General features: G+C 35.1%; 14 protein-coding genes. 7 read left to right on the plus strand and 7 right to left on the minus strand.

Annotation, left to right across the window (positions count from 1 at the left end; genetic code table 11):
* Positions 1-267: 267 nt before the first annotated feature.
* Positions 268-900: a 7-carboxy-7-deazaguanine synthase QueE gene (locus tag AB8B52_RS11205; protein ID WP_406028119.1), complete on the minus strand. Its 633-nt coding sequence runs from the start codon at positions 898-900 to the stop codon at positions 268-270.
* Between the two features lie 112 nt (positions 901-1012).
* Entirely contained in the window at positions 1013-1462 is a 450-nt protein-coding gene (locus AB8B52_RS11210; RefSeq protein WP_406028121.1) for a RidA family protein, read from the minus strand.
* Positions 1463-1520: 58 nt separating this feature from the next.
* Here AB8B52_RS11210 and AB8B52_RS11215 point away from each other — a divergent pair, with 58 nt between their 5' ends.
* The 6 genes from AB8B52_RS11215 (at position 1521) to AB8B52_RS11240 (ending at position 6123) form a co-directional block, all read left to right on the plus strand.
* On the plus strand, positions 1521-3059 hold the full coding sequence (locus AB8B52_RS11215) for a helicase HerA-like domain-containing protein (protein WP_406028123.1): 1539 nt from the start codon (positions 1521-1523) through the stop codon (positions 3057-3059).
* A gap of 17 nt (positions 3060-3076) precedes the next feature.
* Positions 3077-3634 (plus strand): hypothetical protein, encoded by a 558-nt coding sequence (locus AB8B52_RS11220; protein ID WP_406028125.1) that lies wholly within the window; start codon positions 3077-3079, stop codon positions 3632-3634.
* An 83-nt stretch (positions 3635-3717) separates the two neighbouring features.
* On the plus strand, positions 3718-4083 hold the full coding sequence (locus AB8B52_RS11225; protein WP_406028127.1) for a cupin domain-containing protein: 366 nt from the start codon (positions 3718-3720) through the stop codon (positions 4081-4083).
* 1 nt (position 4084) lies between these two features.
* Positions 4085-4912 (plus strand): alpha/beta fold hydrolase, encoded by an 828-nt coding sequence (locus AB8B52_RS11230; protein WP_406028129.1) that lies wholly within the window; start codon positions 4085-4087, stop codon positions 4910-4912.
* A 21-nt stretch (positions 4913-4933) separates the two neighbouring features.
* Complete coding sequence (gene rluF / locus AB8B52_RS11235) at positions 4934-5698, plus strand: 23S rRNA pseudouridine(2604) synthase RluF (protein WP_406028131.1); 765 nt, start codon at positions 4934-4936, stop codon at positions 5696-5698.
* On the plus strand, positions 5698-6123 hold the full coding sequence (locus AB8B52_RS11240; RefSeq protein WP_406028243.1) for a VOC family protein: 426 nt from the start codon (positions 5698-5700) through the stop codon (positions 6121-6123). The genes rluF and AB8B52_RS11240 overlap by 1 nt, the downstream gene beginning before the upstream one ends.
* An 84-nt stretch (positions 6124-6207) precedes the next feature.
* Here AB8B52_RS11240 and AB8B52_RS11245 read toward each other — a convergent pair whose 3' ends face one another.
* The 5 genes from AB8B52_RS11245 to AB8B52_RS11265 all read right to left on the minus strand — a co-directional run bounded on the left by AB8B52_RS11245 (position 6208) and on the right by AB8B52_RS11265 (position 12369).
* The gene (locus AB8B52_RS11245; protein WP_406028133.1) at positions 6208-6450 is read right to left on the minus strand and encodes a type II toxin-antitoxin system ParD family antitoxin; all 243 of its coding nucleotides are present in this window, start codon (positions 6448-6450) and stop codon (positions 6208-6210) included.
* 58 nt (positions 6451-6508) lie between these two features.
* Positions 6509-7210, minus strand: a complete 702-nt coding sequence (locus AB8B52_RS11250; protein ID WP_406028135.1) for a TIGR02206 family membrane protein — start codon at positions 7208-7210, stop codon at positions 6509-6511.
* An 11-nt stretch (positions 7211-7221) separates the two neighbouring features.
* Complete coding sequence (locus AB8B52_RS11255) at positions 7222-8106, minus strand: bifunctional 5,10-methylenetetrahydrofolate dehydrogenase/5,10-methenyltetrahydrofolate cyclohydrolase (RefSeq protein ID WP_406028137.1); 885 nt, start codon at positions 8104-8106, stop codon at positions 7222-7224.
* 156 nt (positions 8107-8262) lie between these two features.
* On the minus strand, positions 8263-9594 hold the full coding sequence (gene ffh / locus AB8B52_RS11260; protein ID WP_406028139.1) for a signal recognition particle protein: 1332 nt from the start codon (positions 9592-9594) through the stop codon (positions 8263-8265).
* A gap of 216 nt (positions 9595-9810) precedes the next feature.
* Positions 9811-12369 carry a hypothetical protein gene (locus AB8B52_RS11265; RefSeq protein ID WP_406028141.1) on the minus strand — a complete coding sequence of 853 codons (2559 nt, stop codon included), beginning with the start codon at positions 12367-12369 and terminating at the stop codon, positions 9811-9813.
* 101 nt (positions 12370-12470) lie between these two features.
* Here AB8B52_RS11265 and AB8B52_RS11270 point away from each other — a divergent pair, with 101 nt between their 5' ends.
* The gene (locus AB8B52_RS11270) at positions 12471-12986 is read left to right on the plus strand and encodes an RNA polymerase sigma factor (protein WP_406028143.1); all 516 of its coding nucleotides are present in this window, start codon (positions 12471-12473) and stop codon (positions 12984-12986) included.
* Positions 12987-13090: the final 104 nt, after the last annotated feature.

Here is a 13090-nt window from a genome sequence, read left to right on the forward strand (position 1 = left end):
GCTAGAAGCTAGAAGCTAGAAGCTAGAAGCTAGAAGCTAGAAGCTAGAAGCTAGAAGCTAGAAGCTAGAAGCTAGAAGCTAGAAGCTAGAAGCTAGAAGCTAGAAGCTAGAAGCTAGAAGCTAGAAGCTAGAAGCTCGGAAAAAAGTTCCAAGAACAATGACGTTTCTTGGAACTTTTTTTTTGTCTATTATATTAAAACATTTTGAACTACCAATGGGTTCTCAGAACTCTGAACTCTGAACTCTGAACTCTGAACTCTGAACTAATTAAGGAATATTCAAATATTTATGCGTTTGTAACGACACTTTCCATTTCGGGTTTGCCATCACATAATCCACAATCTGTGGCATCATTTTATCGCGTTTACTCCACTCTGGTTGTAAATATAAAATGCAGTCTTTATTTGTTTTTTCTGCTTGTTCTTCGGCAAACTTAAAGTCGTCTTTATTATAGATGATGCACTTTAATTCATGTGCCTTATCGTAAACTTCTTCGGTTGGTAATTTATTCTTTTTAGGAGAGAGACAAATCCAATCCCATTCTCCTGTTAATTTATAAGCACCTGAAGTTTCAATATGTGTTTGCACACCTTTTGCTTTTAACTGTGCTGTTAACGGATTCATATCCCACATTAATGGTTCACCACCTGTAACTACAATAGTGTTACTGTATTTTACGGCATTTTCAACGATTTTTTCAGTTTCTGTTGGAGGGTGTAATTCAGCCAACCAACTTTCCTTCACATCGCACCAATGGCAACCAACATCGCAACCACCAATTCTAACAAAATATGCTGCAGTACCTTTATGAAAGCCTTCACCTTGTATGGTATAAAACTCTTCCATTAAAGGCAATAATAAACCTTTATCAATCAGTTCTTGTCGTTCTCTTCTTGTCATAGTTGGCAAAGATAGTTATTAAGTGTAAAGTATGAAGGAAAAAGTGTGAAGTAAGCTCATTACTAATACATACTTATTACTTATTACTCGTTACTTCTTACTTCTTACTCCTTTACTTCTTCGCAGCAATCACGTCAATTTCAATACTTGCTCCTCCTGCTAAATCTGAAGCTTCAAAAGTTGTGCGTGCTGGTTTATTTGGAAAATAAGTCGTGTAAACCCAGTTAAAATCTTTCAAATCATCAATGTCTTTAAGAATTACTGTACACTTTACCACATGGTCTAAAGACAAATCATGATACTCTAATACAGCTTTAATATTTTTAATAACTTGTTTTGTTTCCGCATTAATTCCTCCCGATACTAATTGACCTGTTTTATGATCTTTACCAATTTGCCCAGTTAGAAACAATAAATTTTCGGTTTCCACAACATCACTAAAAGGTGCATTTGCTCTATTTGGTTCATGCGAAGGATGAAATACAACATTAGATTTTGAATTCTCACAAGACGAAAAAAACATTAAAATAAAAATACTTAAAATTGAAAAATAACACTTCATGTTAATAGGTTTTAAACTTGATTAAAATTACAGTATTTTTATCCAAATTTTCTGACTAATGAAGAATTCTGAAGCTTTCGAAAAAGAGATTAACGACGGTAACGTATTTAAAGGCGAATATATTACGCTTGGTTCTGCGATGCTTGATGGAGAAACCATATCAAACACCTTTGTAAATGTGCCTTTAAAAACCATGAATCGTCATGGATTAATTGCAGGCGCTACAGGAACAGGAAAGACCAAAACACTTCAGGTATTGGCTGAAAACTTATCTGAAAAAGGAGTACCTGTACTTCTCATGGATATTAAAGGAGATTTAAGTGGATTGGCAAAACCAAGCCCTGGACATCCAAAAATTGACGAACGTCATGCCAAAATTGGTTTACCTTTTGAAGCGAAAGGATTCCCTGTAGAAATGCTCACCTTATCTGAACAAGATGGTGTGCGATTAAGAGCGACTGTGAGTGAATTCGGTCCAGTTTTAATTTCTAGAATCTTAAATGTAACCGAAACACAAGCCGGAATTATTTCAGTAATTTTTAAATATTGTGATGATCATAAGTTACCGCTTTTAGACTTAAAAGATTTTAAGAAAATTTTGCAATATGCCACCAATGAAGGCAAAGAAGAATTTAAAGAAGCCTATGGTAGTATTTCAACAGCTTCAACAGGTTCTATTTTAAGAAAGATAATTGAAATTGAACAACAAGGTGGAGATTTATTCTTTGGAGAAACTTCTTTTGATACGCAAGATTTATTGCGCATTGATGAAAATGGTCGCGGATATATCAATATTCTACGACTGACCGACATACAAGATAAGCCGAAATTATTTTCAACCTTTATGCTTAGCTTATTGGCTGAAATCTATTCCACATTTCCAGAACAAGGTGATAGTGGACGACCAGAACTCATTATGTTTATCGATGAAGCGCATCTTATTTTTAATGAAGCGTCTGATGCGTTATTAAACCAGATCGAAAGTATTGTAAAATTAATTCGTAGTAAAGGCGTGGGACTTTATTTTGTAACGCAAAACCCAACAGATGTGCCAGAAGCCGTTTTAGGGCAATTGGGTTTAAAAGTGCAACATGCCTTACGAGCGTTTACCGCAAAAGATAGAAAAGCCATTAAATTAACGGCTCAAAATTATCCTGATACCGAATATTATGATACAGCTGAAGTACTGACCTCATTGGGTATTGGTGAAGCTTTAGTATCTGCTTTAGACGAAAAAGGAAAACCGACTCCACTTGCTGCCACCATGATGCGTGCACCAATGAGTCGCATGGATATTTTAACTGAAGCAGAACTCAGTAGTTTATTATCCCAATCTAAACTCGCCAGAAAATACAATAAAGAAATTGACCGAGAGAGTGCTTACGAAATGCTGAATGAAAAAATTGAGCAAGCCGAAGCAGATGAAGCTAAGGCAAAAGCCAAAGAAGAAAAAGAAGCGATGCAGCGCGCAGAAACAAAACGCAGTACACGCTCTAGCCGAAGCCGAAGTACTAGACAAAATCCATTTGTAAAAGCACTTTCTAGCCCAACGGTAATACGAAGTGTTTTGGGTATATTAACCAAATTATTAAAATAATAAAACCTAAAGCTAAAATGAAAAACAGCCTATTTGCCTTACTAATTTGTATTGTTTTAATAACAAGTTGTGCTAAAGACAGCAAACCAAACCCGTTTGTAGTAACCAAACATCATATCGGTTTATTAAACGATTCTACCCAAGTGAAAGACTTAGAAACTATTTTTAGTGCGGATTCTGTTGTACGCTATATTGCAGGAGATGAATTTACAGGATCTGTAAATACCATTGAAGTTTTTGAAAAAGGCGGCAAAAAATTACTGGATTTATCTCCAGAGGAAGCTTTAGATTCGACCTCCGTAATTTCGAGTGTTAATATTATTGATACGCGTTACAAAACTGAAAAGAACATTTCAAATTTAAGCACCTTTGAGGATATTCGAACGGCTTATAAAATATCAAAAGTAGATAATCTAATTAATGTCATTGTGGTTTCTGTAAATGAAATTAATGCCTCTTTTACCATTGATAAAAAGGAACTACCAGCGAGTATGCGATTTGATATGGATATGAGTATTGATGCTATTCAAATTCCTGGGAAAGCTAGAATAAAGTTTTTTATGATACATTGGTAATACAGTAAGCAGTAAGCAGCAAGCAGTAAGCAGTAAGCAGTAAGCAGTAAGCAGTAAGCAGTAAGCAGTAAGCAGTAAGCAAAATGAAAAAATATAACATACAAAATTCACCATTTGTAGTGCCTACAGATGATGGTAAAATTATAAAAGAACACTTTGGCAATGCCACTGATGGTAATTCTGAAATTAGCATTGCACATATGGTAGCACCTGCTGGTTGGTCTGAACCTTTTCAAACTCCAGAATTTGATGAATACACGTTTATCATCAAAGGTAAAAAACAGTTTATTATTGATGGTGAAACGATTATTTTAGAAGCTGGGCAATCGATTAAAGTCGAAAAGAACACAAGACTGCAGTATTCAAACCCCTTTACGGAACCTTGCGAATATTTAGCCATTTGCCTGCCTGCATTTTCTATAGAAGCTGTAAATAGAGAAGACCAATAGTATGAGTAGTTTTGTTATTAAATCTATTGGAGGAGCACTTAATGCTACGAGTTTAATTTCGTCCAAATATGCATCAAAAAAAGCCTTAAATTTATTTGCTTCGCCACGAAAAGGGCGTTATAACGACGATCAAAAACGCCTTATTGAATCGGCATTTTTTGAAGAAGTCAGTTATAACAATCTCAATATTGCCACTTACCGTTGGGTTGGGAAAGGCAAAACCGTTTTACTAGCCCATGGCTGGGAAAGTAACACAGCACGTTGGGATTATATTTTAAAAGATTTAATAACAGAAGATTACAATATTATCGCACTAGATGCACCAGCGCACGGACGTTCTGGAAGCAAACAATTTAATGCCATTTTATATTCAGAATTTATAAGTGTTATCGCTAAAAAGTTTAACGCAGACGTCTTAGTCGGTCACTCCGTTGGCGGCATGGCAAGTGTGTTTTGCATGCACAACCATCAACTCCCTTCTATAAAAAAATTAGTACTGCTAGGAGCGCCTGCGCATTTTACAGGAGTTTTTGATCGGTACAAATCCATGATGGGTTTTAACAACCGTATTTCAAATGGGTTGGATTCTATTGTTTTAGAACGTTTTAAGCAGCCTGTCGCCTACTTTTCGGTGGCCAATTTCGCTGCATCTATTGAAGCCAAAGGCTTAATAATTCATGATAAAAAAGACCGTATTATTCCTTACGAAGATGGTCAACTCATTGCTAGCCGTTACCAAAATGCAGAACTGATTTCTACAACTGGTTTTGGTCATGGATTAAAGGATGCATCATTAACACCTCAGATTATTGGGTTTATTAATGCGTAATCTTTATTGTATTTTTGCAGCATGTCCGAAAACCTAACAAGACTCAACAAATACCTCAGCGAAGCTGGTTACTGTTCGCGTAGAGCTGCTGACCGACTCATTGAAGCTGGTAGAGTAACTATTAACGATGTCGTACCAGAAATGGGCACCAAAGTCGCATCAGGAGATGTCGTGAAAGTAGATGGTGAAATTATTGGAGAACGCCAACAAGATTTTGTGTATTTAGCCTTTAACAAACCCGTTGGTATTGTTTGCACTACGGATACACGTGTTGAAAAAGATAACATTATTGACTATATCAATTACCCGAAACGTATTTTTCCGATTGGCAGATTAGACAAACCAAGTGAAGGTTTAATTCTGCTTACGGATGACGGAGATATTGTCAATAAAATTCTAAGAGCCAGCAACAATCACGAAAAAGATTACCTCGTCACGGTTGATATTCCTATTTCTCAAACCTTTATTGAGCGTATGTCTGGTGGTATTTATTTGGAAGATTTAGGCAAACGCACCAAAAAATGCAAGGTTAAAAAAATAGATAAATTTACATTTAGTATCATTCTAACTCAAGGCTTAAACCGTCAAATACGTAGAATGTGCGAATACTTAAATTACGAAGTACAAACCTTAAAGCGTGTTCGAATAATGAATATTAAACTCGATATATCTTCTGGACAACACAGAGAATTGACCAAAGCCGAGTTTGAAGAATTAAATACATTGATTAGTGATTCTGTAAAAACCTTTCAGCCGAAAACCATCGATAGAACCAATAAATTTTAATTATGAAGTTGACACCTTTTCATTTGGCCATCCCTGTGTCTAATTTATCAGAATGTAGAGATTTTTACACCAACGTTTTAAATCTTGAAGAAGGACGAAGCAGTGATCATTGGGTCGATTATAATTTTTTCGGACACCAGTTGGTGATCCATTATAAAGCGATTCAAAATAACCATGACCAAACTACTAATCCTGTTGATGGCAAGGACGTTCCTGTGCCACATTTTGGTGTGGTTTTGCCTTGGGATGCCTTTCATGAATTTTCAGATCTGCTAAAATCGAAAGACATTAAATTTGTAATTGAACCTTACATACGCTTTGAAGGTCAAGTAGGAGAACAAGCTACGATGTTTTTTAAAGATCCTTCTGGTAATGCTCTAGAATTTAAGGCTTTTAAAGATATGAGCCAGTTGTTTGCGAAGTGATTTTTTTACAAATGGTGAACAAAATCCATTCGTTTTCCGAGAATTCTAATAACCACAATATCTCGTGCAGCAGCACCAGATAAATTATAATTCTCCATTATCTACTGCATTCATTAAATCCAAAATAGATTTATCACTTACGCCACTATTGAAACCTTCATCAATTGCCATTTTAAGTTCTAAAAGCTTTTCATTTTGTACTTGATCTTTCCTAACCAAATCTCTTATATACTCACTATCGTTAGTATAATTGCCTGACTTAACCTTTAATTTAATCCAGGTGTTCTGTTGGCCTGTAAATGTAATTGTCTTTCTAATAGTGTTCATAAAACCCACTATTTGATACAATATAACGTACAACTGCACCAACTAAAAAAATCTAAGTTTATTTCTTCAGTCTAAACGGCAAATAAATAACCAAAAACAAAGGAATAATCAGCAATTGAGCCACCAAAATATAATAAGGCCAATCTCCAAAATAATCTAATAACGAAGCAGACTTAGGCTTTTCATTCAGATAAAAATAATTGGCATTAAGTAGATAGTTGACACCAATCATTAACACCACATAAACTTGAAGTGCCAAGAAAGATTTAAGCATACTTTTCAATGTTGGTTTCATCTGAAACACAAAAATGAAATAAAAGATCACCACAAGTAATCCTAAGTGAACAATCCAATACCTGAAGAAATCAAAACTTGGAAATCCGGTTGTAATATCTGGCGTAATAACCGCTTGAAGTGTTCCGCCAATAATCCAAAAGACTAAAATTTCGAACATCCAATACTTACGATAATGGGTAAAAACAGGAATCAATAAACCCATTAAACTGCAAAGATAAAGTGGTAAATCTGTTTTAAAATTGTAATTATCATACAACATGCGATATGCATGAAATGCAATAACCGTTGCAGAAATCAACCACCCTAAGCATGCAATCGTTTTTTGTTTTTGAAGTCTACTAAAATTCTTATTGACATACCGAATGAGAAAAATGGTAAAAAAAACAGATAATACTATCGGAATTATATGCTGAACGCTACCTATTGCGACTTTATTTTGAACAATAGCTAAGCATATAAACATAATTTTAAAGTTTATTTATTTTGCTGTCTGTGCTGTTCTCTTGCTAATAATGTATTTTTTAGCAGCATCGCTATAGTCATTGGTCCTACTCCACCAGGAACTGGCGTAATAAAACTGGCTTTTTTACTGACATTTTCAAAATCAACATCACCAGTAATGTAGTAGCCTTTTTCAGAATCATCTGGTACACGTGTAATACCAACATCAATAATAACCGCATCATCCTTTACCATTTCAGCTTTCAAAAATTGTGGAATTCCTAAGGCAGAAATAATAATATCAGCTTGCGATGTTATTTGAGTAATGTTCTTGGTATGGCTATGTGTTAAGGTCACTGTTGAGTTTCCTGGGAATCCTTTTCGACCCATTAAAATACTCATAGGACGACCAACAATATGAGAACGACCAATAACAACGGTGTGCTTTCCTTGGGTTTCCACACCATAGCGCTCCATTAATTCTAATATTCCGAAGGGAGTTGCAGGAATAAATGTAGACATATCTAAGGCCATTTTTCCAAAATTCATGGGATGAAAGCCATCAACATCTTTATCTGGATTTACAGCCATTAATACCTTACGCGTATTAATCTGCGGTGGCAATGGCAATTGAATAATGAACCCATCAATATCGTCATTATTGTTTAACTCCTCAATTTTATCTAAAAGTTCAATTTCGCTGGTGGTGTTAGACATCCGCACCATGGTAGATTCAAAACCAATACGCTCACAAGCTCTTACTTTGCTGCCAACGTAAGTTAAACTCGCACCATCATTACCAACAATTACGGCAGCCAAATGAGGTACTTTTTCGCCATTGGCTTTCATTTGTTTTACCTCTTCTGCAATTTCATTTTTAATGTCGTTGCTTATTTTTTTACCGTCTAAGATTGTCATGCTTCTTTTTGTTTTCTCGCAAAGGCGCAAAGGCGCAAAGCGGATTGGCAATATTTTTTAAAGTGACATTAAAAACAATTCACTTTACTATTTTACTTTGTTCTCTAAACCTTTTACTTTCCCCTTCTGGGGAAATGTCCGCAGGACAAAGGGGCTTTACCTCGGCATATTCTTCATAGCCTGCATCATACGTTTGCCTCCTCCACCTTGCATCATCTTCATCATTTTACTCATTTGCGTAAATTGTTTGAGTAACTGATTTACTTCTTGTACTGATGTTCCAGAACCTTTACCGATGCGTTTTTTTCGACTTGCATTTATCACAGACGGATTAGATCGCTCTTCTGGCGTCATGGAATGGATAATTGCTTCAATACCTTTAAAAGCATCATCGTCGATATCAATATCTTTCATCATTTTGCCTGCACCAGGAATCATGCCGATTAAATCCTTCATGTTACCCATTTTCTTAATTTGCTGAATCTGTTTTAAGAAATCATCAAACCCAAATTGGTTTTTGGCAATCTTTTTCTGAAGCTTACGTGCTTCCTCTTCATCGAATTGCTCTTGAGCTCTTTCAACTAAGGAAACAACATCTCCCATGCCCAAAATACGATCTGCCATACGCGATGGATAGAAGACATCAATGGCTTCCATTTTCTCACCTGTACCAATAAACTTAATCGGCTTATTAACTACAGATTTAATAGAAATCGCTGCACCACCTCGGGTGTCACCATCTAATTTGGTAAGAATAACACCATCAAAATTTAAAATATCATTAAAGGCCTTTGCCGTATTCACAGCATCTTGACCTGTCATAGAATCCACCACAAACAAAGTTTCTTGTGGTTGAATGGCTTTATGAATATTAGAAATCTCGGTCATCATAGCTTCATCAACCGCTAAACGACCAGCTGTATCAATAATTACCACATTATGTCCATTAGCCTTAGCATGCGCAATACCAGCTTGCGAAATTGCAATTGGATCATTATTTCCGCGATCACTAAAAACCTCAACACCTATTTGATCTCCTACAACATGTAACTGATCTATTGCAGCCGGACGATACACATCACAAGCTACTAATAAAGGCTTTTTGGTTTTTTTAGTTTTTAAATAGTTGGCTAATTTACCTGAAAACGTGGTTTTACCAGAACCTTGAAGACCAGACATTAAAATAATGCTTGGAGTTCCTGAAAGATTCAGCCCTTCAGCATCTCCTCCCATTAATTCCGTTAATTCGTCTTTAACGATTTTAACCATCAACTGGCCTGGCTGCAATGTGGTTAATACATTTTGACCAAGTGCTTTTTCCTTGACACGTACGGTAAAATCTTTAGCAATTTTAAAGTTAACATCGGCATCTAAAAGCGCACGTCTTACTTCCTTTAAAGTTTCAGCAACATTGACTTCTGTAATGCTACCATGACCTTTTAATACGTGTAACGCTTTATCTAACTTATCACTTAAATTATTGAACATGTTTTTTCGTCTTCTCTATGCAGTCTGCAAGTTGGCAATCTGCGTTGTTATAATTAAGATGCAAATTTAAGAATTTACAGGAGATAAACGAATGTGAAATCTAGAAATCTAATGAACAATAATTAAGATTATTATAACAGAAAAGAGCCACCTAATAATAGGCAACTCTTCTCAATCAACTTAACTTACTAAAATTACTAACCTCTAGTATTGCCTTTATTCACATGTTCTGTCTATAACTATTTCATTACTACTATCATTGACGTTGTGCAACACCAATTGGCTTGCGGTACATTCTACAACCAACCAGCTTCCTGTTATCGCCTGAATATTTGAACCATTAACATTTGAAAACTCAATAATAACACCATCATTGGTTTGTGCTGTTAACCAAGAAGCATCAATTGTAATGGCATCTGTATATATCACTACAATTCCTGAATTTTCTTCAAAATTAAAATTATAGTCAATAAGATTATCACTTCCATTGTAACTTGTAATATTCCAATTACAGGCGGTTAAGATACCATCGATATCACTCGCTGTACAATTATCAGAATTACAATCAATGACATTTAAATCCAATGGACTAATTAAGGTTTGACCACTCAAATCGACCCTTACATAAACGGTTGAATTAATTTCTACTGTGCTAAATGCAGTTGGATTTGCAATTATATTCGTATCACTTTCAGCATCTGCTACACTGTAATAAAATCTAATATCATCAGCAGTACAATTATCATAAACCGATGGTAAATTGAATTCATAAGGACCATCAGTACCATTATCACAAACTTCTAAAACTGGATAAACGCTTTCAAAACATTCAAAAAGGTTGCAATTGTCTGTATTGAGATAAATTGTAAACACTTGAAAATTGCCACTATCTGCATTAATTCTTAAATAGACTTCACCTTGAATTGAAAAATAAGATTCAGTATTTGCAATTGGCTGTGTATTATTTTGAGCATCCGCTAAACTAAAATGAAACGTTGCTGTAAAAGGTTCAGCACAATCTACCAAACCGATGGTTTCTGCACTTAAATTAAATTCGGCTTCACCAGCATCGTTTGCACATTCCAACAATTCATAATCGCCAAAACAGTTAAACACCTCTTCGTTACAACTTTCAACAATTAACTCTAATTCTTGCACAGCGTACTCCTGTAATTCTTGATTAAAAATTCTAAAATATATAATTTGCGACTCTAATTCTAGAGGTGCTGTTAAGGGCAAATACAATAAATTCGCACTATTTACTGCGTCTTCATAAGTAGCATGGTAACTACCTGCCAAAGGATATAATGCTAAACATTCCTCAGTTTGTGCGCCATTGGTTTCTATTATAAATGTGGCAATACCATCATTATTGTCGTCACATTCTTGGGAAAAAATATAAATACCATAACAATCTAAAAGTGCTTGATTATTAACCTCACATTTTTGCTCTAAAGTGATGCTATTATTAGCACTAACTAGATACAAGCTGCCTTGTTCACATTCAACAATTTGCCATTGCCCATTAAGTTCTTCAAAACCTTGTTGAAAGGTATAGTTGATAAATACATCAGCAGCAATAGTTATGATTTCCCATGTTCCTATTTGTGATTCCATATTATCCACTCCCTCAATGTTTACAGCTCCGTTTGGCGCAAAGTGAACGAAAAAAGGATTAATATCTTCCACCAATTCCGTTTCAACGCGCCATGCACATTCTAAAATATCTGCATTGATTTCTGCTACGGAACACCCTAAATCACCTTCGCAGTCTTTTTGTAAGGTAAGCGTAGTATTTGCACGTGTAATTTCAATCACATTTTCAACACATGCTGTGATGAGCCAGTCCCCTTCAAGCGTATCTTGAAAAGCGGTTAATTCTGATAATGTGAGTATAAGTGCATTATCTGTGTTAGATAAACTCCAAGATCCACCAATAGCAGACGTCGCTAATCCTTCAGGAATCAGTAGATCTCCATTCGCATTAAATACCATTTGGTAATTAGTAAACGTATCTGTTCCATCGGTAAAATCCCAAGGGCATTCTACTAAATTTAGAGCCACGTCTTCGAGTGTGCAATTGTCATTTTCAGTTTCACAATATTGTTCTGCCGCTGCAATAGCATCTGCTAATTCACCGTTTGTATTCACCTCAATGATGTCTCCATTTTCATAGATGAGACTCATAGGGAAATTAAGACTTACAATCAATGCGTCTTCATTTTCTTCTAAGTTTTGTAAGAAATTATAAAGGGCTTCATCATTATTAAAAACAACCGTATCAATAAGATTAAACGATGCATTAAATACTGAAAACACTATTGGATACACAAAATCTACACAAGTAATGATCTCATTCTCTTCTGAATTACATTGGTCTATAAAACTTTGTAATGTGTCTTCATTTTCGATTACGATTTCACTGTAATCATTAAAAATTATGGTAATTGGAAACACAAAATCTAAAACAGCATCATCATTTAATAGGTTTTCTAATGGCTCTAAATCGAGTAATGTTTCAATAATGAATGTCGTATCATTAATTACAACAGTTACAGGCAGTTCTATTGAGAAACAACTGGCTCCATCTAAAATAGCATCGGCAGTGCCAGAATTTGCAGTGGTTCTGCTCATCAAATTTGATAATGTAGAATTTGGAGCAATACTATCTTGTTCATTTTGGTTTTCAGTCTCGCTAATCTCATCTTGACAAGCTGTAAAACTCAAAAGACCCAAAAGGAAACAAATTACGATATACCTATGTTTTATTTTCATGTTGTAAACTCGGCTATTTGTTATAAAACAGTTTAGATGGAAAATGTCCTACCCAAAATTATTGAAAATTTATTTCTAATTTGCAGCACCTATAAAAAGCTATGAGCAAACCCTTACAAGATCATATATGCGAATCGCGATTATTTGAGCGTCTTTATAAAAAACATTCTAAAAACCTACATGATTTTTTATACTACAAGTTTGGCGAGCATTTAAATCCGCAAGATAAAATGCAAGAAGCTTTTATTAAGCTATGGCAAAATTGCAGTAAAGTTTCTCCTGACAAAGCCAAAAGTTATTTATTTACCACAGCAAATAATTTAATGCTCAATGCTGTTGCTCACCAAAAAGTAGTTTTAAAATATAATAAACAACCTCAAAAGTTTAGTACTAATGAAACACCAGAATTTGTATTAGAGGAAAAAGAATATCATAAAAAATTACAGGATGCGATAAGTAATTTAAGTGACGCACAGCGCGTTGCTTTTTTAATGAATCGTGTGGAAGGAAAACGATTTAAGGAAATTGCAGAACTCTTAGATATTTCCGTAAAAGCCGTTGAAAAACGAATATATGGAGCGTTGAAGAAGTTGCGTTTGGAGATTGAAGAATTGTAGAGGTTGACGGTGAAGATGAAGACGAAGATGAAGACGAAGATGAAGATGAAGATGAAGATGAATACGAATACGAATACGAATACGAATAAAATATGAAATTGAAT

It is taken from the genome of Winogradskyella sp. (genome assembly GCF_045105575.1).
Classification (GTDB): Bacteria; Bacteroidota; Bacteroidia; order Flavobacteriales; family Flavobacteriaceae; genus Winogradskyella.

What these genes read in the sequence shown, in the direction of transcription:
- AB8B52_RS11220 (WP_406028125.1), top strand. Translation starts at nt 3,077, where the DNA reads ATGAAAAACAGCCTATTTGCCTTACTAATTTGTATTGTTTTAATAACA.
- AB8B52_RS11230 (WP_406028129.1), top strand. Translation starts at nt 4,085, where the DNA reads ATGAGTAGTTTTGTTATTAAATCTATTGGAGGAGCACTTAATGCTACG.
- AB8B52_RS11210 (WP_406028121.1), bottom strand. Translation starts at nt 1,462, where the DNA reads ATGAAGTGTTATTTTTCAATTTTAAGTATTTTTATTTTAATGTTTTTT.
- AB8B52_RS11225 (WP_406028127.1), top strand. Translation starts at nt 3,718, where the DNA reads ATGAAAAAATATAACATACAAAATTCACCATTTGTAGTGCCTACAGAT.
- ffh (WP_406028139.1), bottom strand. Translation starts at nt 9,594, where the DNA reads ATGTTCAATAATTTAAGTGATAAGTTAGATAAAGCGTTACACGTATTA.
- AB8B52_RS11215 (WP_406028123.1), top strand. Translation starts at nt 1,521, where the DNA reads ATGAAGAATTCTGAAGCTTTCGAAAAAGAGATTAACGACGGTAACGTA.
- AB8B52_RS11255 (WP_406028137.1), bottom strand. Translation starts at nt 8,106, where the DNA reads ATGACAATCTTAGACGGTAAAAAAATAAGCAACGACATTAAAAATGAA.
- rluF (WP_406028131.1), top strand. Translation starts at nt 4,934, where the DNA reads ATGTCCGAAAACCTAACAAGACTCAACAAATACCTCAGCGAAGCTGGT.
- AB8B52_RS11265 (WP_406028141.1), bottom strand. Translation starts at nt 12,369, where the DNA reads ATGAAAATAAAACATAGGTATATCGTAATTTGTTTCCTTTTGGGTCTT.
- AB8B52_RS11245 (WP_406028133.1), bottom strand. Translation starts at nt 6,450, where the DNA reads ATGAACACTATTAGAAAGACAATTACATTTACAGGCCAACAGAACACC.
- AB8B52_RS11250 (WP_406028135.1), bottom strand. Translation starts at nt 7,210, where the DNA reads ATGTTTATATGCTTAGCTATTGTTCAAAATAAAGTCGCAATAGGTAGC.
- AB8B52_RS11205 (WP_406028119.1), bottom strand. Translation starts at nt 900, where the DNA reads ATGACAAGAAGAGAACGACAAGAACTGATTGATAAAGGTTTATTATTG.
- AB8B52_RS11270 (WP_406028143.1), top strand. Translation starts at nt 12,471, where the DNA reads ATGAGCAAACCCTTACAAGATCATATATGCGAATCGCGATTATTTGAG.